This window comes from Alkalihalobacterium alkalinitrilicum, from assembly GCF_002019605.1.
Lineage (GTDB): Bacteria > Bacillota > Bacilli > Bacillales > Bacillaceae_F > Alkalihalobacterium > Alkalihalobacterium alkalinitrilicum.
This window is the reverse complement of sequence record NZ_KV917368.1, coordinates 769,383-790,548: the sequence shown is the minus strand read 5'-3', so window position 1 is coordinate 790,548 and position 21,166 is coordinate 769,383. Positions and strand designations below refer to the sequence as shown.

The following is a 21,166-nucleotide window of genomic DNA, read 5'->3' as shown; positions in this document are numbered from 1 at the left end:
CAATCCCATACTATAGTTATCCAATTAACTTCAGAATTCTTTTCAAATTCACCGTAAACATAGCCATGGCTCCCTGAATCTCCATGCCAACGAGACCCGAAGATGACGCTACATCATACCCGTGCCGGTGTTTTAATTCACTATTTTTTGCTTCTATTTTATAACGCTCTGAGGATTTTTCTTTAAAGTAATCACTTTCTTGAAAAGCTATTTGTTCTGTGTGTACATCCGATTTAATTGTAACAGAATATGTTTTGGCTTTTGCTCCTTCCTTATAACAGCCATCTTTTAATGGACACACCTTACATTTTTCTATATCAAAGTAATATGTGTGTTTTTGGTTTTTCGCTACACCTTTTTTTCCAGTTCGTGCTTTCCTGATAGCCATGTGTCCAGCCTTACAAACATACATACCAGCATCTTTATTAAACTCAAATTCATCTTCTTTTTTTCGATTACCTTGAGTGACAACAGGGTTGAGTTTAGCTACTAACTTCATTTCGTTTGTTTTTGTATATTCAATATTTCCTTTTTCCGAATAAGCTGCATCACCAATCACAGTATCAACTTCCATACCTGCTTCCATACTTTTTTCAATTAAGGTTTCTAGTTGCTTTCCGTCATTCTTTTCTCCTGTTGTGATAACTGCTGCAGTAATAATTCTTTCTTCACTTAAGGAAATGTGTGTTTTATAACCAAAAAATGCTGAGTCCGATGTTTTATGTCCTGTTTTAGCATCTTCATCTTTGGATAATTGTAGATGTTCAATATCATCAGCTATCGTTTCTTTAAGTAGGTTTAATGTTTCTTTCACCTTGGGGAATTCACAGATAGTCTCTTCTTTTTCAATGACTTTAATTAGCTTTTCACAATACTCAATTTGATCTTCTAATACATCTGATGTTGTTTTGGTTGGGAATTTACTTTTCATTGTTTCATCTATTTGATAAATGGTCTTTCTTAGATTTTTAGAGCGATCAATCAGCACTTCTTTAGCTGATTTTTGGTTGTAACGAGACTTAGTATGGGTAGCATCTACAATGATAGATTTACTTTTTATAATTTCTTTTTCGATTGCGATCTCAACAGTTTTATTGATTAGCATGTCTAATAAATTTACATCCTTTAATCGCAGTTTTCGAAACTTCGTTAAGGAACTTGGATCAATCACTGGATCTTCTGGCGCCATATCTAAAAAATATTTGAATGACATATCATATTTTGAGCGTTCGACAATATCAATATCTGATACGTTGTGGATACATTTTAATAATAAGTATTTGAACATGCGAATAGGATGGATCGCATTACGTCCATTATCTAGGCAATATTTATCTACTAATTCTTCATATACAAAAGAAAAATCGACTAAGTCATTGATTTTTCTTAAAACATTATCCTTCGGTACTACTATGTCATAAATCGCCATATAAGGACTTAAGTTTACTTGTTGATGTTGAATCATCGTATCCACCCACTCAAATTTGATATTTTAATTATACAGCAAAAAAGATATAGCACTCTCAAATAATTGAGGTGCTATATCTTTTATTATTTCAGGTACTTTTTCAGTGGCCTCTTTTTGAAGGTAGCGGGTTTTGCGTTCTAAAACATTACTCGGATACGTCCAAGGTTACATCTGGACTTATTTCCATGCGAGGATAGTTAATTCGTTCATCGAATTCTACCCAGTCGAGATTTGCCATCAACAGCAGGTAGCGTTTACCGCTGGCAGGATCGCTGATGATAATATGGTCACGGCCAGCCGTTTCAACGCGCCCGCGGTATACCATTGCATTCCATTCAGTGTTCCCTTGGTAAGTAAAGTAGAATGTACCAACCTTGCCTTTGTTGAAACGCAGGATATTTTCGATAAATGATTCTTCTACCCTTCCTATCGGTAGCAGCTGCCCAGTTCCCATCGGAACCACTGGCACAGAATACGCGGGTCCAGAAGGCATACCCGCTGGGAAGCTGGTTGGTTGTTGTGCGGCACCGCTTGGCATCATGGTAGGTTGATTAAAACTAGGAAAATTGTTCATTGGATAATAACTAGAATTTCCAAAAGTCATGATAAGTTCATCTCCTTATATTAATTAATTCATCTATAAAACTCTGGGCAGTAGCCCGGTACACCGACATAGAAGCAATGATTCTTGTGTGCAAAATCGAACTGTGTCATGGGCGATCTAGGCATCGTGGCGGTACAAGGCTCACGGTATGCTTGCCCTGGACTCGGATTAAAAAACCACAAATTCATACGGGCTCGAGGATTCCTATGACCCTGCAACAAATTCCTAGCCCTCTGGAGGTCTGCCTCTGTGGGACGCTGTGTATACAATGCCCCATTTAAAACAGGCTCGAAGTGAGGAATTCCAGTTCCTGGTATCGTTTGATAGATAGCATGTCTGATAGTGCGTAAATTTCTGAAGTCTGGTTCACAGTCTGCCTCAACCCGATTGGCCACAACCGTCCCGACCAAGTCCATCCCTTCGGCTCCCTCACCAATCGCCTCTGCCAGCATGAGTCTTGCTAAATGCTCCACGTCACTTTCAGTATGTTTTATTCGCCTACCCATTTTCTCACTCCCTTCAGCTTATACACTAACTTATTGCCTAAAGCCCGTTTTGGTAACTTGCCTATCCGCCCAAACCTAAGAAATTGCATCTTAAAAATAAAAAGTCTTGTCCTTTTCACTAGATTTTCACTACAAAAAAAAACGATTTCAAAAAGAAATCGACTATAAAAAATTCGTTTTATTCAACGCTAGTAACCGTCTCCAAAACCAATTGATTAAATAAATCAGAATAGTAGATGGAAGCTCTCCCAGTAGTCTTTTATTTTTACTAATTGAAAAGGACTAAAGTAGGTGAAACGATCATTGTGTATTTCCTTTTAATAACAATAATCAGTTCGCATACGAACACCTCTTTTTGAAAAGAAAAACTCTCGAGATCACAAGCCGAATTTATATTAAAAAAACTTGGCTTGTCGCCAGGTCCTATAGTGGAAGCCTCAGTTTTTTCTTATACGTTCTTCCGATAATTTTTATAATTTTTTCGATAGTATAAAAAAGATTCCATTTGCCCTCACGTTTTCGCCTTCACCCCTATATATACATTTTGAAGGAACGATACATTTAAGGGGGTTATAAAATGAAGTCAGGAAAAATTGAACAATTTAAACAATATAGCCAGTTTGCTAGTTTAGAAGAATTTAATCATTCTAATAAAAATGCACTTGAAATCCACGGACACCACTTTACAAAAGGTGAACGAATTGCATTTGATGTACTCACTCGTTTTAGTGTAAAAGTACTTGGTGTTTGTAATGCTCGAATTTGTAAATTAGTACAAGCCTGCCAAGAGATCAAAGGCGGTATTTCTCGCTCTACGTTTGAACGAATGCTCAGGAAAGCAAAATCATTAGGGATCATCACGATTATCCATACGGTAAGAGAAACGGGTGGATATGCACATAATGTTTATATTTTTAACCGTTTTGACACGCCCAACGACGAAAAATTGACGGAGCCTACAAACAGCCAAAACCCGCATCCATCAAAGGCTAATGCGCCAAAAAAGCCACAGGAAACTTCTTTAGTTGAAACTAAAACATTAAAAGATAAAGATCTTCGTCAAGAACAGGTAACAAAAATTGACCATGTTAACATAAACGAACTGGACCATTCGTTTATCCCTGATTACGTGCCATCACAATTCGTAAAGACCGTCAAACCCTTTTTCAATCGAGCAACAGAAATTTGCGGACTATGGGATCGCGTCGAAATGGCCTATCGCTCGGCCAAATTCCCACCACAAACTTCGATCGATTCCGTTCTCCCAACGATCGTCCATGCTTTCAAACAAACCGTTTACCAGTATAAACAGAAGAAGATCCAAACGAGTTTTATGCCATATTTTTATGGGACAGTGGCGAATTTACTTACGGTTGAGAAAAGGAAGATGGTTAATGAGGGGACGCAGTGGGGGCAGTGGTTGATGGTTTAGAGTGATTGTTTATGAGATGAGGGAATGAGGACAGTGCACGGTGTTTTAACTATTGTCATTTTAATAGACCTTTTAACGAGCATGCCATCGTCTCTTTATATTTTTCGAGCGTAATATTCATTCCTTACTAACTGCTTTATTATTGGCTTAAGTACAATCTTCACCGAAACCTATTCGAATGTAAAAATACAAAAGCATTGGTATTCCTAGATCTAACCATTATTAGTGAGGTCTAGATGCACGGGCATCAATCCAACTATCTCATTATTTTTCCCTTTCAGGAATAAAAACTGTAGCAACTGTCCTTCTACGCCTTGTACGATTTGGTTCGTTATCTGAATATCTTTTTACCACAGCAACTAAGTCCTTTTTTAAATTTGTAAACTCATCATCATCTAAAAATAAATCAATGTGACAATAACCAAACCCATCTTTCTCCAAATCTAACTCATCACTCTCTAAATACTCTTCAACACCTTGCATCAGACTGGTAAAATAGGTAATGAAATATTTCATATGTTCTTCCTTACTCAATTCATGGGCTTCTGACGTAGAAAAAGTAGCAGAATCTCTGTTTAATGAATATGTTCGTTCAAATGTACCTCTAACCTTCCTCTCCTTTGAAATGTTTATCACATTGTTATCTGTTAACACCTTTAATTGCCTATATAATGTAGCTTGTGGAATATCAGGAAGCCACTCCATTAGCTCTTGAACTGTCAATGACCGTTTTAATAATGATTGAATAATTCGCATTCTAACTGGATGTAAGATAACATCTCCTTTCCCCACTTTGTTACCTCCCTACCTGATTACTCTCGAGCCAATTCGTAATGATCTGCATTAAGTATGGATGTAATGGATCACTCGCTTGCGCTTGATATGCACTTTTTACTTTTTGAATGGAAACATCACCTTCTTGATACCTTAAAATATGATTCATCCCTTCAACCTCATGTATTTCCGATGGCCCATTAACAAGTTCAGGTACTTTATAGACATTTTCAACTTTCGTTTGTATATCTTTAGTGCCATTGATTGCAAGGACAGGACAAGTGATTTTTTCCATTGAACCATAAAGGTCAAATTGGAAATGCTCTCTAAACCATTTAGCTGGTAGCTTGGCAAAAAGTTGAACTCGAATTTCATCTTTGTCACTCGTAGACATCTTATCGAAAATCTTTTGAGTTTTCTTTTCCGCTTTATCTGTAATTTTTAATTTTTTAATTAGCCACCCTTTGATTCCTGACTCATTATTTAATTCTTCATAAGCTAATTCTCGCTGATATCTAGTAGCTTCACCTACTGTATCAGCAGCTCCTGCGATAAGAATTAACCCTGCTAATGATGCTCTCTCATTAAGAGCCGTAGCTATTATTGTTCCTTCACTATGACCTAACACATATACCTGCTCTTGATCAACGTTAGTATTATTTCTTAAAAACTGTAATGCACTTTCAGCATCATCAACTAAATCCCATAATCCAGCTACGTTTAATTCCCCTTCACTTTCTCCGACACCTCTTTTATCATAGCGGAGGGAAATAAATCCTGCTTCAGCTAATCCATCTGATATCATTTTATAAAGATTAAGTGGTAGTTTAGGCATGTTCCCATCTCGGTCACCTGCGCCAGACCCTGCAATTATTAAAGCGGCTGGAACCTTTTGTTCAGTCGATTCTGGAAAGGATATTGTTGCACCTAACAAGGCTTTTCCTTCGATCTTAATTCGTTCTTCTCTTCTATTCATCATAAATTACCTCCTTAATGGGCAACATTATATAACATTATCATTATCAATAATAATAACATTATACAAAATGAGTCATTTAGTATTCTGTAAAATTTTGTGTATTTTTTAAACCGATTTATTCATCTTTCCCCCATAAAAAAAGCAGCTTTTTTCAAAGTAATTTTAATAAAGTCCTCAGGCCACGTGACTATACATCGCTTCACTTCCCTAGCCTATCTTTTAGTTTTTCATCCAAAACGCTATTTGGATTTTCCTGTAATAATAATTGAACAAATTCACATTCATTTCTTGGAGAAATAAACACTATATCCGAAAATTTTCCGTAGATAATCTCAATTCGATCAAGTGATAAGGCTGGTGAAGAAATGGGGTTCTTTGTTTTGTTGATTTTACTTATATCTTGTATGTGAACCGTTTTTCGAAATGGGCCAAATTTAATTTTGATAAAACCATCTTCTATTGTGTAGCCTGTAGCAAACCATAACCATCCCATAAAGAATGCAATCGGCAATGCAATGAATAGCCCAACGACTTCTTGGTCGATAATCGCTGGAACTACCATCGCTAGAATCGCTCCCCAAATAATTAACGTTAACCATAAGTCTTTTTTAGATGGAAAATACATAATCTTCACCCTCGGGTTTTTCGATATATAATCATTTACGTTTCAATCATCATAAAGTTTCATTTACTTTAACCACTACTAATCATATGCTCTATCACTTCTTCAAGGGATAAACGATTACTATGTCTAATCGAAATTCCTCTTTCTTCTAACTCTTTCTCGATAACTGGAAGATGATATTAAACAAAAGTGTGCAGTGCTGATGGTCCCACGTTGGATACCAATAAGCGATCAATGAAGCAAGATCTTCATTATTTTCTTGAAAATAAATCAATCATTATAAATGGACAATGGAATTGAAAAAGAACAAGACTTTACTGTTGATATTGTAAATCCTAATTATACATTCGAAGAAATTGTTTCAATGATTGAACTTAATACAGAAAAATTATAGTGCCATTTTCTTTTTATTGAGAATAACTTTTGCGATGAAATGTTGTTTGTCTATTGAAGTACTGCTCTCCGTTAGCATTTGAGAGCAATTAATATCTAACTGAGGGAGTTGAAGAAGGAATAGCCGTACTCCTTCTGGAAGTATGGCTAAGCTTATGTGAGAGATTGCTTACAATGTTTTTTCAAAACACAGCACTGTCCAGTTCTTTCCTTGCTTTTCCTCATAAAAAATAAATCCTCGCTTAGTCCAAAAATTTAACGCACGATTATTCCCCTTGATAACACCAAGCCGTACTCTCTTTTTACCCTGGTCCTGCATTAAGCATTCATATTGTTTAAGTGCTTCAACGGCATACCCTTGTCCTTGATAGTCTCTATGTATCATGAGCAAACCAAGCCATGGCATCTTGTCTGATGGATTCTCCATGAGGTAATCAATAATTCCAACGGGACGTCCACCATCCATAATAAAGTTCATAAGCGTACCTTGTTTTTTCGCAGATTCGTACATTTTCAGAATCTCTTCATCAGTTAGTTCGGGATGACCCTCTGATAATGTGTTAAACTCATGATTTGAATTAACAATTTTCCTCATTGATTCAAATTGTTCATGAGTAATTGGTTGGAATTCGATCAATTTTACCACTCCAATAAAATACAAATAATACCAATGAGATTATGTTATTTATTCTCCGAGGTCTTTAGATACCTTCTTCAACTCTTCTGGTCGTTAACTTAAGTATATTCTTTCACAAAGCCCTTTAAAAATGAAGAACTTTGTTGCGCAGTAATGGTCAAATATGAAAAGACGATCACTTTTGAAGTGACCGCCTTTAAAAGTGATATTCCATTACAGTATTGTTGTACTGTGTAGCAACCTACTTCATCTTTTGGGTACTAATTTAATCCATCACCGAATTTTAGTAAGTATATATAAGAGATAAGCGTCTACTTTTTAGGCTGATTAAGTGCTTGATAAGCTGCCTGATACTTTCCTCCGTCCGCAACTTCTGAATGGTACAAGGCCTTGAGGGCATTGTTTTTTTCTAGACCATGCTCCGCCTTCAGTTCTTTAAAGCGTGTATGCAGTTCTTTATTTTCCTTAATTAGTTGTTGCATTTGCGATTTGATATACTTCAAAATATTTATCTCCTTTTTGCATCTTAAGTTTAGCCTAGTTTTTCACGAGAAATAACCTGTTTAAAAAGATCCCTAAATTGCTCCTGGTCTTCTGCTGTGAAAGGCTTTGGTCCCTTTGTTCGCTGTCCGCTTTTTCTAGCCATTGCACTTAAATAACGTGTTTGTAATAATTGGTCAATATTTTCATTTGTATAGCTAAATCCTTTATGGTGAAGGACGATAATTCCTTTTGCTAAACCTAGAGACGCAAGACCATAATCTTGCGTCACGATAATATCTCCTTTTTCCACTAACTTCACAATCCGATAATCTGCAGCATCTGCTCCAGAATCAACATAAATGGTTTCGACTCCTGATGGCTGTTCTGCATTAGAAAAATGAGAAAAGCTTGTAACAAGGATTACCGGAATTTCAAACTTCCTTGCTTCAGAAATAATAATATCTTTCACAGGACAAGCATCTGCATCCACATAAATTTTCATCTTTGTCCTCCTGTTAAGAAGTTCGACTTACTACTTAACTTAATCTTTTCAACTATAAAAGGACTGGTAACTTTTGTTTTTGGCTCTGTTAAACTCCGCTGTTGATTTCCGCGCAAGTCTCCGCTTGGTCGAGCAAAACGCGAAGTCCTGTCGCATGCTCGACACTTGAACGTCCTGTTCTTCGCCGCCGGGCGGGCCGGATGCCTCCTCGGTTTCGCCTGTGGGGTCTTCCGTTTCCCGCTTCTCCCGCAGGAGTCTACGACTTGGGTTCCAATCACCAGCTAGAAGTACCTAAAAATCAACACTAATCTTTAACACAGCCTTGTTTTAAAAATAAACAAGAGTTCTTCCTTTTGCTGTATTTTTCTATCCTCATATTATACTTTATACAATTGTGTTGGCAAATGGTCATTCAATTGCCGACTGAAGACGGTTAAGTATCCTTTGTCTTTCTCCACTTGGTAAACTTTCACTTAACTTATATACCTCAACCCAAAAGAGATCTACTTGAACATTCCCACTCCCGAATGCTAGCTGTGCTGTTTCAATGGTTCTACAAAGTGGACTTGCGGCAACAGGGAAATTAATTGGTATTTGTATGTATCGAAGAATTTCTCCATAGTAAATAGCCTGCCTACGTCCCTTCTCAGAAAGATTTCTTTGGGTTAAACAGTTTTGAAAGGTTAAATTAGGTAAATCTCTTCCAACGGTTGCTTCCCCATGCCTAGCATAGATTATCAATCCACCTTTTCTAAGAAAATCAAGTAATAATCTACTCAAACAATCTTCCCCCATTTACACGACTTATTTTACTGCTAATCTATGTTATACAACGAAGTTTTTGACCAAAATGATGCAGAGGGACAAACCATAATTATTAACCTATACGAGTCTCATTGCACAGCCATTCCTATGCATCACCTGGCAAAGATAACTTCAAATCAGTTTCCTTATGAACAAGGGAAGCAGCATTCGCTTTGTCTGATTTAAGATACATGTGGTACTCTGGTATTTCTGCTTTTATTTCATCTGCATCCACGATACAAAACTCATCTGGAAATTTTTTGATTTCTTTCATTATGAAAGTTTTCCTCATTTTTGTTTTTCCCGTAGCTGTACCACCTCCAATTAGTATTGCAATGGGCTGGTTTGAAGTTGCGCATGGAAATGTAAGTTTTTTACAATTTGCATATGTAGATGTTCTCGTTCTTTGGAATATCCTGTTCGAACGGAACTGATATTTTCATTGGCTGTGTGAACATTTTCACTACTTCTAATTATTTTCCATAACGTCTCTATCATTTTTCCTCACCATTCTTTCTAAAAGTCGAATAGATTAAAAATACGTGGGGAAATTAACTTGGAAAATGAAAAACTGGAGGGATATTCATGAAAAAATCCATCTTACTACCATTTATCGTTGCTTTTCTTTTTTCTACTTACATAGGAATAGGAATGGTACAAGCAGCACCAACCATTGTGGACTTTGAGTTAGAAGTGGAGTTAAAGGACAATACTAAGTTTGATATTGAGTATGAAGTTAAAGGGAACACGTTTGAAGCAAAATACCAAGTTCCTGGTAAACCTGTGTTATATGGACAAGACGCTAAAGTTGAAGTGGACAAGATATTAAGTCAACTAAGTATTACACCAGATGTTGATAAAAATGCACTGAAAGCACAAACTCTGTCTTTGTTAAAAGTATACCCAAGCAATGTTTCAGATTATGAACTTGAGGTTAAATTTGATACTGGACAAAAGCTTGAAATTGAAAGATAAAACGGTTTATTTGGTACTCTTTAACGGGTACCTTTTTTAATTATATTAATGCCCCTGGAATATTATAGGCGCGAAACCTAATTGTATCATTCCACATAGAATTAAATTCTTCTGTCCACTTAAACTCCAGCTTTTATCATGAATAAAGACTAATAATTCATCGCTATGTTTTTCTGCAAAACAAGAAAAATCATAGAATCCTAAAGCTGAAACATGTTCATCCATAATAACTAGTTTTATATGCATATTTCTGTTATCATTATTTACTTTAACGTCTACTCAACAATTAATTAACCTTAATATATTTTTTCTTTGATTCTCTTTCGTTAATGTTTGTTTTTGTCTGCAATGATTCCAACGTTACGAAATCAATTACAATGGAGGTGCCGCCGGCAATCGAAAAAAATAACATCCTTCATAGATTCATATTTCATTTTATGTTCTTAGAAATTGTCCTTATGTTCGGATTGTTTTATTACCTTTATGGAAGCAGTGGGACAGGTTATGAATCATTCGAAATACGAATGATTCATAACCTGTCCCAAGTATCCCCCGTTATTAAACCGTTTCCGTTAACAATTCTTTTTCCACTGTCTGTTCTTCTTTCTCTACTATTGCATCAGGAATGTCTTTTTCCATATTCTTACTTTAGGCTGTAGATAGATGGCCGCTGTTACTATGACAAATAATATGCCTCCAAATAACATCCCAATCCCAGTCACCGATAAAACTACTCCCAGTGTCTGTTCAGATGATAATCCGATGATCAACGGTTGGAGTAATACATTAATGAACCCAAGTAGGAAATTTATAAATGCAGAAAAGAATAATAGCCATTTGAAGGCTGACTGTCCCATGAGATAACTCCATCCCTCCCTTGCTTCGGTCAAGAATTGCTTCGTGTTTAACTTCGTTGTTTGCAAGCCTGCAAGCTCTGGAACCTTTGCGAAAATCAAGGTTGCGCAGTAATGGTCAAATATGAAAAGACGATCACTTAGAACGAAACGTCTCATTAGGAGCAATGCAATCTACTTATTCATATTCAATTACCTCCAAAAGTTTTTCTACAGCGGCCATCGCTTTTAGCTGTCTTCTATTTCGGGTACCTAGCAGGGTTAGAACCTCCTCAGCAAGTTTATGGCATGCGGCTGTTCCCGCTGTCCCCTCGAACCTGTCCTTCATCCGGGCATTTTCATCCGTATACAACCGATGGTTCATCGCTTTAAGGAGACTGATTTTGGCCAATTGTAGATTGTCTAAATTACGATAGCCACTTTCCGGATCCCGGAAAGCCCGTATGTACCCTTCTTTATCCCAGTACCTGATGGCTGTTCGGGAAACGTTCATTCTTTCTGCGGCTTTCCCTAGCGACCAGATACAAGATTTTTTATCCGAGTATGCAATTAGTTCGAAGGCTTCCATCACGAATTTCTTTTCCTCTCCTCTACGAATCAGCTCGTCGTTAAGAATCCAAAGCGCTTCATCAATTTTCTTATGCCTAATGTTTTCCATAACTTTCACTGCTACATCCATTCCAAAACCATTGGATAACGATTTAATGCATGAAAAATAGACAAGATGAATGTCCGAGTAAACACGGTATCCACTTGCTGTCCGTATTGGCGAAGGTACAAGTCCTTTTGCTTCATAGTTACGAAGTGTATTTGTACTCACATTCAGTTTCGCCGCAATGTCGGCAGGTCTCAGCTTATCCATTTTCTTTTCCTCCTTCACTTACATTGCAAAGTTCGCCCTGTGAATCACTCTTAATTTCTGAATTTATTATATCAAACTTTCAAATTTGCTTTAAGGTTGTACGATAAGGGTGAATAAAAAAAGAAAGGGGACAAGCCAATGACTTTATTTAACCAGAACATGACCATATCTGAACTTGAGAAAACACTGAATGCATATGTTGTATCAAACTGGAAGGAAATTCTTGAAGACAACCGTGAGGAGTTTGAAACCTTGTTTCCAGAATACGAAGATGCAACGTACGGTATTTACGCAGAAAAGCTGCTCGTACCCTTCTGGCAGCAAGTTGAGGATGCCGGTTTCCATTCAGCAGCCGAAGTAAAAGAGGATGACTTCGTGATTGCTGGTTTTCTACTGTTCCGCCATTCCCTTGAAAATGAACAGTGGGGCACACCATCGAACGAAAAGAGAGTATTTTGGCTTACAATAAAAAATAGACAGCACGAAGAAATCGGTACACTTCTGATGGAGATGTCACATTCTCACGTCAGTTTCTCCATTCCCGCCCCACCGAAGTTTCTCGCTCTTCAAACTACAAATGGACGTGAAATCAGGTCTCAGATCCGTTCTATCTATAGCAAATAAGAATGAATTAAAAGCCCGAAGAAGGTTTCCTCGGGCTTATAATTATCAAATTTGTTTGTTGAACTAAACCCACGTTTGTTTAATAACATTTTTTAAAACAAAACAGAATCAGTCAATAAAACCACAGCATTCAAAAAGTTTGAATTGGTAATTTTCGTTCGATATCATGCTCTCTACTTCTACTTCCATTATACTACTAATTGTAATTGTTTATAGACTATACTTTCTAAAGCTCCTATCCTATACTGTTATATACAAATCTAAAAGTGTAAGAGGTGTATAAGTATGAATGACAAACAAGATGTCTTAGATAATGGCCCTTTCTTTCATGGTACTAAAGCAGAACTAAAAATTGGAGATCTTTTAGAACCGCAACACTTATCAAATTACCAAGACAAAAAATCGAACTATATATATTTCACTGCAACATTAGATGCGGCTAAATGGGGTGCTGAATTAGCAACATCTAAATCCAAAGAAAGAATATACATTGTAGAACCATTAGGTGATTTTGAAAATGATCCGAACTTAACTGACAAAAAATTTCCTGGAAACCCAACACGTTCTTATAGGTCTAAATCACCTTTGAAAATAATAGCTGAACTAAGTTCATGGGAAAGACATTCCGATGAAGAAATAAATCATATGCTTACATCTTTAAAAAAATTACGTGAACAAGGAAAAGCTATAATATACGATTAATCTTCAACATCTATAAAGTCATGACTAAAAGGGGTAAAGTCAGGAAAATGCGGATTTACAACGTTACACAAATTACAACATAGAAAAAATCGGTTCCTTACAACGGTTAGGAACCGATTTTTTTGATTTGGCTTATGCACTAACGCCCCCCGTTAATGCATAACTAGAGTCTAATAGTTATCAATAATTCCCCCTAAGGAAGCAGATTTAATTATTGGTGCGTTCATTATCTCCAATATTTGATCCCTAGTTCCATAAACAACTACTCCTAATATTTCTATTTCTTCTATTTTTTTATCTTTAATGTTCATGTATGCATTCTTATGTTCATTTGAAATACTAGTTTGAAGTAATTTGAGAAAATTACCAAATTCATAATTTAAGTCAGAATTTGAATTATACGATGTATTGGTGGAAAACCCTAAAGCCTCATGCTCTCTAATAAATGTTGCAGACCAATCATATTCCTTCGCTTCGTTGAAACGTGTTTACTTGATTAGCTATTTTTTATTCTGTTCACGTTTTCGTTCTTTTAAATATTTATCTAGATGATAAAATGCTCTAATTGAAAGACAACCATCGTAAACGTTTAAATTGTTCAGAAGGAATGATTTTATTTGCTAACAAATGAATTGTAATGAAAAAAACCACAATAATGAAAATGTCGAAGGACATTACTCTCACTCCCTAACATTTCTTTTATTTTTCATATCCTCCTTTCATAGCTAAATCAAACTTTTATATATTAGAAGCTTATGGGAGCATAAGTAAAAAACAGGAAGTTACTAAAGATAAGTCTATGAAGTAGGAATTACTTAACTAAGGAAAAAATAAATCCCAAGCTTTTTTATCGATTCTCACGAATGTAATTTGCCACCAGCAAACCACTCTCTACTTGAATACGGACGAGCTTTTGTATTGGAATCCACGTGTAGTTAAGCTCACTTTCAAGGTTTTCGCAGTAATCCTTTAAAAACTGTTCCTCTTTTTCGTAGGTATCCTTAAGGATTTTTACTGCTACAGGTTCCTCTCTATTTGTTTGTCTCTGAAACCTTTCCATTTCATATTCAAGCGTTCGAACAGTCAAACCTAAGTACAAGCCATTGTAAAACTTAGATACTTGTAAATTATCAAAAATCTCTGCGTAAGTAGCGCGTTTTTCAAATTCAGGATTACTATCCGCCCACTTGATTTTGGCTTCACTACCATCTTTATGATACTGGATCACTTCGTCTACAAGTTTGACAAATGGATTCTGTTCACTAATATAAGACCGAACTTCCGCAAGAATTTTATCTAAACGTGCAAAGTGCTCTCGTGACTGTTTAATATTTTGCATAATTGCTTCTTTCCGCGTCATTTCACCTTCACCCAAATCTTCAATTCGCGGATCAAAAAAATAAGGAAGCTCAGTAAGCAAGGTAACGCAGTCTGTTACCCTCGATGCATAGTCGGAACTGGAGGTACCATTTTTAAAGTTTGGTATCTCCCCTGTGTATTTCTCTGTGAAGTCATACGCGTCACCTATCGTCATATTTTTAAAGATAGCTGGTGAAAATTTCGTGATAAACGGCTCCTCTGGCTCCCCTAAGTTTAATGGGATGTCTTGTTTAATAGCCACCTTCCGTAACTCCTCATACAGCTCTGGAAGGTCATGGGTTAAGTACCAATACGTTCCCCCAAATCCTGCATTATGAAGAGAATACATAAAGTCTGGTTTTGTATCTTGGATTAACTTCATTAACGTTTCCGTTTCAGGGAGGGGTTTATGAAAATGAAGTTCTTTATAATCAATGGGAAATGTCCATTCCACCTGTTCATAGCCGATTGGCCGAAAATAATTTCTCGAGTAATTATACAAATTAAATGGTCCTTTGAACCAATCTTCATTTAAACGAACACCATCTGGATCAATACATTTAATCATGTACCAAGTAAAGCCTAATCCTTCTCGAAGTTCATCATTCTCTGCTAAAATTCGAGAAAAATATTCCAGTGTCATCGCACCAATTGGTTCATTAGGGTGTGGACAGGCAAAGCACAGTGCATCTTTCGGCCCATCACCAATTTTCATACACAGAATGGCATGGCCCTCTCGTGATTTACCTGCTTCAAAAACGCTAACAATATCTGGATACTCCTCTGCAAGTTTCCAGCAACTTTTATCCATTTCTTCCACAGTGAGAAACTCTTTGTAATCTGGAACATTGTCAATAACAGGTTGAAAATTCATGTAATCGAATCCTTTCCGGCGAGTTTGATCAATAACACTTCTTAGTTTTTATTGGTTACCTATGGATTACCCATTCAGATACCCAAAATACAAATGAATTTGGGGATTTTCGTTATTTTCTATAGCCTTTAGCCTTTGAGTCAGAAAAAGACGATTACTTTTAGCACAATCGTCTCTTAGTGGTTATGTATTGCCAGTATTGTGGTACTGCGTAGCAAGATTTTTCTTAATACACATTAACATCTATACTTTAAAAAGAAATACAATTACATCTTGTAACAGCACTCATTGTGTGTTTTTTAATATACTTTAGTATTGCGCCGAGTTATTCTTGTTCCCAATTAATATTGTAGTCTTCTCCAAAAAACGCATAGTCATCAGCATTTTTCATTTGGAGGTTATCTTGCTACCTTTTATTCTTAACTAGATAATACCGATTTTCAATTTACGCTCCAAATAACCTAGGCGATGCTTTAATATGAGCATTGCTTTTTTGAGTAAATAGTTCAACATCATATTTTTGTTATTCACCCTTGACTCTAGAGTAACTCCATACTTTAAGATACGGGTATTGAAGTTACATTTATAGTAGAGGGTCTCATATGGATTTTTCAAAAGAAATCGAAAAAGAACATACAATGAAATCTTTGCTGGCCTACGCTGCGCCAACCATTAGCGTCATGATTTTTATATCCACATACACGATGGTGGATGGCATTTTTGTAGCACGTTATGTAAATGCTACGGCGTTGGCAGCAGTTAATATTTTCATGCCTATTTATGCACTGATATTCTTTTACCAGTATCGTTGTACTTTGCAACTACAATAATTCTTCTGGAATATAATATTCGCATTCCAACTTTTTAAAATCTTTTTTTTCCCAAGTTAAAACAGCAAGTTTACTATTAGTTTTTCTCGATAGTAAGGCATCAGCAAAATCAACATTCTTTTCCGAATACATTTTAAGTGCAATAATTACATTATCTTCTTCTACTTCAACATTTTCAGATTCAATTATATCTAATAAATATTCAGTTATCTTTGGTTTATCCAATTTATAGAAAGACTTTAGCAACCAACAAGATTCAGCGATTACGACAGTAGGGATTACTAAAATTAATTCACTTTTTTCAACCTTCTCTACAAGCTTCACGATCGTATCAAATTTAATTGGATCATCATTAACTAGCATTCGTATAAGAACATTTGTATCAACTAGAAATTTATTCATGTTCAAATCCCTCTGATAGAATATGTTTAGACGCTTCTTCGTGAGCAACTTTTCTCATTTTTTCAATATCAATTTCCTCTTTATAAGTAATTCTGCCAATTGCTTGACTTAATAATTTTTTCTTAACCGGTTCTATCCTTACTTCATCGTTTTCTATTAAAAATTTAAATTGGTCACCCTCACTTAAACCTAATTTTTCTCTAAGTTCTTTTGGTATTGTTATTTGTCCTTTACTCGTCATCTTCCCACTAACTAATTCCATTTCAACTTCACCTCTTACTTTATTTCTAGTATTACTATCATTATAAGTATTACTAAAATATTTTGCAAATTAACTGAATAATATGAAACTATTGTTCATTATATTGCTAAATGTAATTATAGTTTTATTTGAAAAAAATGTGTGATATCACTTATGAATTAAAATGTGACTTTAAATGCGAATTCAAACGAGAAAAGTAGTTCAATCAAGAGGTACGAATTTGAAAATTGTACTCCAAAACTGAATTACTTAAGTGGACTGGTTAACTTTTTTCAGCAAAATTTAACCCTCAATAACCATGCTAACCTTCATTAATATGTATTTTTTTTGGATATTACTTTTATGTGATTCTTTATTGATATTCACTTAAAAATAAAGTATAGTATTGTACATTATTGAAAGGAGGGTTATTAAAAATGATGCATGCAGGAAGATTACGCCAGCAAACTTTGGACAACAAGTAACTTAATATGTTCAAAGGCTCTGTTTTCATAAAACAGAGTAAACGGGAGTAGTCTGCACATTTTTAATAACCTTCAACGGGAAAATATACACTTTTTTACGTGAAGATAGGCAGATATACATCTGTCTTTTTTGTATGTCTTTTTTTCATACAAAGGTAGACGTTTATTTGTAAGCCATAGTTTACTCTCACCACAGACAGTAGCCAGTCTGAGGTTTTTTTATGATTACATCCCTTTAAACCCACAAAATGAAATACTTTGGAATCATTTCTTTTGAATGATGAGGTATCGTATTATAAGTTACCATGACCTTGAGATATTCAAAGTTTGACAGATCATATTGAGATACAAGAAAAAAGATTAAAACTGATTATAATGGCGGCTTTTTTGCCTTTCGATGACAACAATAAAATAACATTTGGAGGAAATGAACATGAATACACTTAAAGTTAAACAATTAGCAAAAAATAAAGGACTAGATCTCTTAGAAGACACGATAAAAATCAATGAGTCTGGTGTTGATTTTCGAGTCGCACATGCTAAAGATCAAAATGGAGATAAATGGATACTAAGATTTCCACGTAGACCAGAATCGATGAGACATGCCCTACAAGAGAAAAAAGCGTTAGATATCATTAATATTTATGCAAGCTTCCAGGTTCCCAATTGGTCTATCTTCTCAGACGAACTAATTGCCTATAAGCAACTAAGTGGAGTTCCTGCCGCTACTATTGACGTTGAACAGCAAGGCTATGTATGGATTCTGGATGAAAGCAATGTACCAACTGAATATTATCAATCCTTAGGAAAAGCTCTAGCAGAATTGCACTCATTACCTCAGCAAAAATTCAAGAATATTGGTGTTGAAATTCTTAGTGCGAATGAGTTAAGAGCCTCCATGAAACTGCGAATGGAACGTGTGAAAGAAAAATATGATGTCAATCAAAATTTATGGGACCGCTGGCAAGCATGGTTAGCTGAAGACTCTCTTTGGCCGTCTCATATCGGGGTAAAACATGGAGACCTACATCCGGGTCATATCCTTATTGATAAGAACAATCATGTAACTGGTTTAATTGATTGGACAGAAGTAGGGATAGCTGATGTGTCAGTAGATTTCATGTCGCATCATCTACTTTTCGGTAAAGATGGACTGAATAAGTTAATCGACGCTTATGATAATGCCGGAGGTAAAACTTGGTCAAGAATGGCTGAGCATATTGTTGAACTTCTTACAACGAGCGGCATCACTGTTGCCGAATACGCTCAAGTTTCAGGATTGAAAGACATGCATGAGGCAGCTGCACACATGCTTGCAAGTGAAAGTTAAATGACGATTACTTCGTTGGAAGTCGAATATATTTCGTACTATTAGAAAGAAAACCATATAAGGGATGATGTATCATAGCTAAACATTAGATCTATACAATGAGTTTCGCAAGTGTCTATCCCCATTATGTTACGAACGCGGAGAGAAAAGGACGTACGAAGTCAGAAGTCGATGAAATCATCCGTTGGTTGACAGGATATAGTCAAGAAGAGTTCCAAGCACAACTGGAAAAGCACTAGAGAAGATTTTGCGGAAATAATGAAAAATGAAGAAACACCGATTCCGCTTATAAAGTCGGTGTTTTTTTGTTGAATCGATAAACGAACGAAATATCGCAAAACATATCGGATTTGAAACAAAACGTTAAATTTTTTCAAGACTAGATGGAAGTGAATTAGGCAGTGATCGTACATATTATTGGACCTGCCCCGAAGTTGTTAATATCCAAAAAAGGAGCCCTTTTTAATATTCCGTTTTGAAATACTATTATTTTGTAAATAAATTGAAATGGATATCATTGACTTCGGTCCTACAATAAAGTATTTACCACGTTCTTATGTAAGGTGTAGCCCTCACATGCCTACTAATGGCTAGCTAATTTTTCTATTTCCTCCAAAAAGTAGAACAGTTTGTCTTGTCCCTTATATTAAACTCAATCATTTTCTCAAGAAGTGGGTAATTAACTGGACCATTCCAAGGGATACGTATAATCTCCTTTGTGTAGTCATATCCAGCCTTCACAATATCATCCTCTACATGAGTGATCGTCACACTTTCAGGGGCAACAGCTAAATGTTTTTTAGATACACTAAAGCCAATAATAAATGTACCATGATCCGTGAACATCGGTTGTTTCCATTTAATTTCTGTTTTTAAATTTGGATATTTCTTTTTTATCCAAGTAAATACTTCTTCCGTTCTTTCTCGGTGGAATTGGTCATCAATCCCCGCTAAAAATTCAGAAAAAACTTCCATTTTATTCCCTCCCAAAATAAAAATTATGCAGTTCCCTATTATAGAAACTCTAACCCGTTTAGTTAAGTATAGTACGCACATATTATAGATTATCTATTCTTTAAATGAAAGCCCTTCTTCTACTATGTACATTAAGCCCTACCTCTACCTCAAGAACCAATACCTTTTCCCCTACCCCCTGGCTAATTTCCCAAGATAATCATTGTTTATTATTATGAAGTAGACAATTTGATAATCCGTTGCTTTTCAAAACAGTAGTGTTTTAATAATGGTTCCTGACCCCTAGCCCAGTAAAGCGTTAAACTACACTAGGGCTCAGGCACTTCATTTCGGAAGAGGCATAGGGACATTTCTTGCTTAAAGGAAGACGGACTCCCACCACCCCATATTTTTTCATAGTTTTTAATAAAAAAGAAATATTCGTAACAAAACAACTCCTTTTTAAAGGTTGTCAACCTCAAAAAAGTGGTAATTATTAAATTCGGAACCAAAAAACGGTAAAAATGTAATATGTATTTTAACTATCAAACTAGTTGATAAACTTTGTAATTCTATAAGGGTTTTTTAATAGATAGTAGGGTTAAATAATATTTTAAAATTAATACATAGAGTAAAGTTGGTAATTCCATCCACAAATGTTACAAAAATGGTGTGGTATGATCGTTTTGTAAGCAACAAGATTAATAATCTATCTTGGAGGGAAATCTACTATGAAGAAAAAAGTAATATTAACAATTGCTGCAGCTACTGCTCTACTTATGACAAACCCAAATGATAGTCTTGCAAATTCAGAAAAAACAGATACACATTTTAAAGTCTATCACCAACAATATGTTGTTCCTGGATCAAATTTTTCTCAGGAAGATTTCGAGAAACACGCACAGCAATATATAAAAATGTTTGAACAAAAGTATCAGACGAAGTTCCAGACACAACAACCTGAAAGAAATCAGCAGCCTAAGCAACAAATACAACAACCTAGTCAGCAACAGCCTGTTCAGCAGCAACCTGCTCAACAAACTGAACAACCAAAGCAACCAGAGTCACAGCAAGCGCAATCATCACTTAGTCAATATGAAATAAAAGTAGTTGAACTAACCAATGCTGAACGCGCTAAGCATGGACTAGCTCCACTATCGATGGATGAGCAATTAAGTCAAGTAGCCCGTCAAAAGTCACTCGATATGAAGCAAAACAACTATTTTTCTCACCAAAGTCCAACCTATGGTTCTCCGTTTGATATGATGCAACAATTCGGAGTAAATTACCGAAGTGCTGGAGAAAACATAGCCATGGGACAACGGTCACCAGAAGAAGTGGTTAATGCATGGATGAACAGTGATGGCCACCGCAAAAACATTTTAAGCAGCAGCTTCACACACATCGGGGTTGGCCACGTAGCTGAAGGAAACTACTGGACACAAATGTTTATCGGAAAATAAGAGT

The 21,166-nt window shown here is 35.8% G+C and carries 26 protein-coding genes and 1 pseudogene; 8 read left to right on the top strand and 19 right to left on the bottom strand.

The annotated features are described in order from the left end of the window. Positions 1–16 precede the first annotated feature (16 nt). The 3 genes from BK574_RS03800 to BK574_RS03790 form a co-directional block, all read right to left on the bottom strand. A complete protein-coding gene (locus BK574_RS03800) occupies positions 17–1,465 on the bottom strand; it encodes an IS1182 family transposase (protein ID WP_078427101.1) in 1,449 nt (482 codons plus the stop codon). A 148-nt stretch (positions 1,466–1,613) separates the two neighbouring features. Then, a complete protein-coding gene (gene gerQ, locus BK574_RS03795) occupies positions 1,614–2,072 on the bottom strand; it encodes a spore coat protein GerQ (RefSeq protein ID WP_078427576.1) in 459 nt (152 codons plus the stop codon). Positions 2,073–2,101: 29 nt separating this feature from the next. Further along, positions 2,102–2,524, bottom strand: coding sequence for a cell wall hydrolase (locus BK574_RS03790; protein WP_274379454.1), 423 nt, complete (start codon positions 2,522–2,524; stop codon positions 2,102–2,104). 631 nt (positions 2,525–3,155) lie between these two features. Here BK574_RS03790 and BK574_RS03785 point away from each other — a divergent pair. Continuing rightward, positions 3,156–4,010: a hypothetical protein gene (locus BK574_RS03785; protein ID WP_078427574.1), complete on the top strand. Its 855-nt coding sequence runs from the start codon at positions 3,156–3,158 to the stop codon at positions 4,008–4,010. A 264-nt stretch (positions 4,011–4,274) separates the two neighbouring features. Here the strand turns inward: BK574_RS03785 and BK574_RS03780 are convergent, their stop codons facing one another. The 9 genes from BK574_RS03780 to BK574_RS28210 all read right to left on the bottom strand — a co-directional run bounded on the left by BK574_RS03780 (position 4,275) and on the right by BK574_RS28210 (position 9,705). Continuing rightward, positions 4,275–4,802, bottom strand: coding sequence for a helix-turn-helix domain-containing protein (locus BK574_RS03780; protein ID WP_078427573.1), 528 nt, complete (start codon positions 4,800–4,802; stop codon positions 4,275–4,277). 4 nt (positions 4,803–4,806) lie between these two features. After that, positions 4,807–5,763, bottom strand: coding sequence for an alpha/beta hydrolase (locus BK574_RS03775; RefSeq protein WP_142247887.1), 957 nt, complete (start codon positions 5,761–5,763; stop codon positions 4,807–4,809). Positions 5,764–5,962: 199 nt separating this feature from the next. Then, the gene (locus BK574_RS03770; RefSeq protein ID WP_078427572.1) at positions 5,963–6,388 is read right to left on the bottom strand and encodes a PH domain-containing protein; all 426 of its coding nucleotides are present in this window, start codon (positions 6,386–6,388) and stop codon (positions 5,963–5,965) included. 562 nt (positions 6,389–6,950) lie between these two features. Further along, positions 6,951–7,427: a GNAT family N-acetyltransferase gene (locus BK574_RS03765; protein WP_238458110.1), complete on the bottom strand. Its 477-nt coding sequence runs from the start codon at positions 7,425–7,427 to the stop codon at positions 6,951–6,953. A 302-nt stretch (positions 7,428–7,729) separates the two neighbouring features. After that, complete coding sequence (locus BK574_RS03760; protein WP_078427570.1) at positions 7,730–7,921, bottom strand: hypothetical protein; 192 nt, start codon at positions 7,919–7,921, stop codon at positions 7,730–7,732. Positions 7,922–7,950: 29 nt separating this feature from the next. Then, positions 7,951–8,403, bottom strand: a complete 453-nt coding sequence (locus BK574_RS03755; RefSeq protein WP_075387344.1) for a YaiI/YqxD family protein — start codon at positions 8,401–8,403, stop codon at positions 7,951–7,953. 408 nt (positions 8,404–8,811) lie between these two features. After that, positions 8,812–9,183, bottom strand: coding sequence for a histidine phosphatase family protein (locus BK574_RS03750; RefSeq protein ID WP_078427569.1), 372 nt, complete (start codon positions 9,181–9,183; stop codon positions 8,812–8,814). 130 nt (positions 9,184–9,313) lie between these two features. Further along, positions 9,314–9,532: a zeta toxin family protein gene (locus tag BK574_RS03745; protein WP_238458109.1), complete on the bottom strand. Its 219-nt coding sequence runs from the start codon at positions 9,530–9,532 to the stop codon at positions 9,314–9,316. After that, a complete protein-coding gene (locus BK574_RS28210; RefSeq protein WP_238457941.1) occupies positions 9,532–9,705 on the bottom strand; it encodes a hypothetical protein in 174 nt (57 codons plus the stop codon). Before BK574_RS28210 ends, BK574_RS03745 begins: the two co-directional genes overlap by 1 nt. A gap of 87 nt (positions 9,706–9,792) precedes the next feature. Here BK574_RS28210 and BK574_RS03740 point away from each other — a divergent pair, with 87 nt between their 5' ends. Next, complete coding sequence (locus tag BK574_RS03740; protein ID WP_078427567.1) at positions 9,793–10,182, top strand: YusW family protein; 390 nt, start codon at positions 9,793–9,795, stop codon at positions 10,180–10,182. 611 nt (positions 10,183–10,793) lie between these two features. Here the strand turns inward: BK574_RS03740 and BK574_RS27315 are convergent. Continuing rightward, complete coding sequence (locus tag BK574_RS27315) at positions 10,794–11,195, bottom strand: hypothetical protein (protein WP_218970535.1); 402 nt, start codon at positions 11,193–11,195, stop codon at positions 10,794–10,796. A 19-nt stretch (positions 11,196–11,214) separates the two neighbouring features. Beyond that, positions 11,215–11,898 (bottom strand): MerR family DNA-binding transcriptional regulator, encoded by a 684-nt coding sequence (locus BK574_RS03725; RefSeq protein WP_078427564.1) that lies wholly within the window; start codon positions 11,896–11,898, stop codon positions 11,215–11,217. A 138-nt stretch (positions 11,899–12,036) separates the two neighbouring features. Here BK574_RS03725 and BK574_RS03720 point away from each other — a divergent pair, with 138 nt between their 5' ends. Further along, positions 12,037–12,522 (top strand): DUF6022 family protein, encoded by a 486-nt coding sequence (locus tag BK574_RS03720; RefSeq protein WP_142247885.1) that lies wholly within the window; start codon positions 12,037–12,039, stop codon positions 12,520–12,522. Between the two features lie 285 nt (positions 12,523–12,807). Next, positions 12,808–13,224 (top strand): NAD(+)--rifampin ADP-ribosyltransferase, encoded by a 417-nt coding sequence (gene arr / locus BK574_RS03715; protein WP_078427563.1) that lies wholly within the window; start codon positions 12,808–12,810, stop codon positions 13,222–13,224. Between the two features lie 170 nt (positions 13,225–13,394). On the opposite strand, the gene BK574_RS03710 is transcribed toward arr, so the two are convergent. Beyond that, positions 13,395–13,667, bottom strand: a complete 273-nt coding sequence (locus BK574_RS03710; RefSeq protein WP_078427562.1) for an anti sigma factor C-terminal domain-containing protein — start codon at positions 13,665–13,667, stop codon at positions 13,395–13,397. 404 nt (positions 13,668–14,071) lie between these two features. Beyond that, complete coding sequence (locus BK574_RS03705; protein ID WP_078427561.1) at positions 14,072–15,457, bottom strand: M14 family zinc carboxypeptidase; 1,386 nt, start codon at positions 15,455–15,457, stop codon at positions 14,072–14,074. Between the two features lie 602 nt (positions 15,458–16,059). Here BK574_RS03705 and BK574_RS03700 point away from each other — a divergent pair. Continuing rightward, the gene (locus BK574_RS03700; RefSeq protein WP_238457940.1) at positions 16,060–16,287 is read left to right on the top strand and encodes an MATE family efflux transporter; all 228 of its coding nucleotides are present in this window, start codon (positions 16,060–16,062) and stop codon (positions 16,285–16,287) included. Here the strand turns inward: BK574_RS03700 and BK574_RS03695 are convergent. After that, positions 16,279–16,689: a PIN domain-containing protein gene (locus tag BK574_RS03695; protein ID WP_078427560.1), complete on the bottom strand. Its 411-nt coding sequence runs from the start codon at positions 16,687–16,689 to the stop codon at positions 16,279–16,281. The genes BK574_RS03700 and BK574_RS03695 overlap by 9 nt on opposite strands. Next, positions 16,682–16,951: an AbrB/MazE/SpoVT family DNA-binding domain-containing protein gene (locus tag BK574_RS03690; RefSeq protein ID WP_078427559.1), complete on the bottom strand. Its 270-nt coding sequence runs from the start codon at positions 16,949–16,951 to the stop codon at positions 16,682–16,684. The genes BK574_RS03695 and BK574_RS03690 overlap by 8 nt, the downstream gene beginning before the upstream one ends. An 897-nt stretch (positions 16,952–17,848) precedes the next feature. Here BK574_RS03690 and BK574_RS03685 point away from each other — a divergent pair. Together BK574_RS03685 and BK574_RS03680 are read left to right on the top strand one after the other, a co-directional pair. Further along, positions 17,849–18,745 (top strand): macrolide 2'-phosphotransferase, encoded by an 897-nt coding sequence (locus tag BK574_RS03685; RefSeq protein ID WP_078427558.1) that lies wholly within the window; start codon positions 17,849–17,851, stop codon positions 18,743–18,745. A 98-nt stretch (positions 18,746–18,843) separates the two neighbouring features. Beyond that, positions 18,844–18,978: pseudogene (locus BK574_RS03680) on the top strand (DUF2200 family protein); the annotation flags it as partial. Positions 18,979–19,348: 370 nt separating this feature from the next. Here the strand turns inward: BK574_RS03680 and BK574_RS03675 are convergent. Beyond that, positions 19,349–19,720, bottom strand: coding sequence for an iron chaperone (locus BK574_RS03675; protein ID WP_078427557.1), 372 nt, complete (start codon positions 19,718–19,720; stop codon positions 19,349–19,351). 710 nt (positions 19,721–20,430) lie between these two features. Here BK574_RS03675 and BK574_RS03670 point away from each other — a divergent pair. Beyond that, positions 20,431–21,162: a CAP domain-containing protein gene (locus BK574_RS03670; RefSeq protein ID WP_078427556.1), complete on the top strand. Its 732-nt coding sequence runs from the start codon at positions 20,431–20,433 to the stop codon at positions 21,160–21,162. Positions 21,163–21,166 lie beyond the last annotated feature (4 nt).

Bases quoted from the DNA above. Each gene is read 5' to 3' on its own strand.
- BK574_RS03800 (WP_078427101.1), bottom strand. From the start codon at position 1,465: ATGATTCAACATCAACAAGTAAACTTAAGTCCTTATATGGCGATTTAT.
- gerQ (WP_078427576.1), bottom strand. From the start codon at position 2,072: ATGACTTTTGGAAATTCTAGTTATTATCCAATGAACAATTTTCCTAGT.
- BK574_RS03790 (WP_274379454.1), bottom strand. From the start codon at position 2,524: ATGCTGGCAGAGGCGATTGGTGAGGGAGCCGAAGGGATGGACTTGGTC.
- BK574_RS03785 (WP_078427574.1), top strand. From the start codon at position 3,156: ATGAAGTCAGGAAAAATTGAACAATTTAAACAATATAGCCAGTTTGCT.
- BK574_RS03775 (WP_142247887.1), bottom strand. From the start codon at position 5,763: ATGATGAATAGAAGAGAAGAACGAATTAAGATCGAAGGAAAAGCCTTG.
- BK574_RS03770 (WP_078427572.1), bottom strand. From the start codon at position 6,388: ATGTATTTTCCATCTAAAAAAGACTTATGGTTAACGTTAATTATTTGG.
- BK574_RS03755 (WP_075387344.1), bottom strand. From the start codon at position 8,403: ATGAAAATTTATGTGGATGCAGATGCTTGTCCTGTGAAAGATATTATT.
- BK574_RS28210 (WP_238457941.1), bottom strand. From the start codon at position 9,705: ATGATAGAGACGTTATGGAAAATAATTAGAAGTAGTGAAAATGTTCAC.
- BK574_RS03740 (WP_078427567.1), top strand. From the start codon at position 9,793: ATGAAAAAATCCATCTTACTACCATTTATCGTTGCTTTTCTTTTTTCT.
- BK574_RS27315 (WP_218970535.1), bottom strand. From the start codon at position 11,195: ATGAGACGTTTCGTTCTAAGTGATCGTCTTTTCATATTTGACCATTAC.
- BK574_RS03725 (WP_078427564.1), bottom strand. From the start codon at position 11,898: ATGGATAAGCTGAGACCTGCCGACATTGCGGCGAAACTGAATGTGAGT.
- BK574_RS03720 (WP_142247885.1), top strand. From the start codon at position 12,037: ATGACTTTATTTAACCAGAACATGACCATATCTGAACTTGAGAAAACA.
- arr (WP_078427563.1), top strand. From the start codon at position 12,808: ATGAATGACAAACAAGATGTCTTAGATAATGGCCCTTTCTTTCATGGT.
- BK574_RS03705 (WP_078427561.1), bottom strand. From the start codon at position 15,457: ATGAATTTTCAACCTGTTATTGACAATGTTCCAGATTACAAAGAGTTT.
- BK574_RS03700 (WP_238457940.1), top strand. From the start codon at position 16,060: ATGGATTTTTCAAAAGAAATCGAAAAAGAACATACAATGAAATCTTTG.
- BK574_RS03695 (WP_078427560.1), bottom strand. From the start codon at position 16,689: ATGAATAAATTTCTAGTTGATACAAATGTTCTTATACGAATGCTAGTT.
- BK574_RS03690 (WP_078427559.1), bottom strand. From the start codon at position 16,951: ATGGAATTAGTTAGTGGGAAGATGACGAGTAAAGGACAAATAACAATA.
- BK574_RS03685 (WP_078427558.1), top strand. From the start codon at position 17,849: ATGAATACACTTAAAGTTAAACAATTAGCAAAAAATAAAGGACTAGAT.
- BK574_RS03675 (WP_078427557.1), bottom strand. From the start codon at position 19,720: ATGGAAGTTTTTTCTGAATTTTTAGCGGGGATTGATGACCAATTCCAC.
- BK574_RS03670 (WP_078427556.1), top strand. From the start codon at position 20,431: ATGAAGAAAAAAGTAATATTAACAATTGCTGCAGCTACTGCTCTACTT.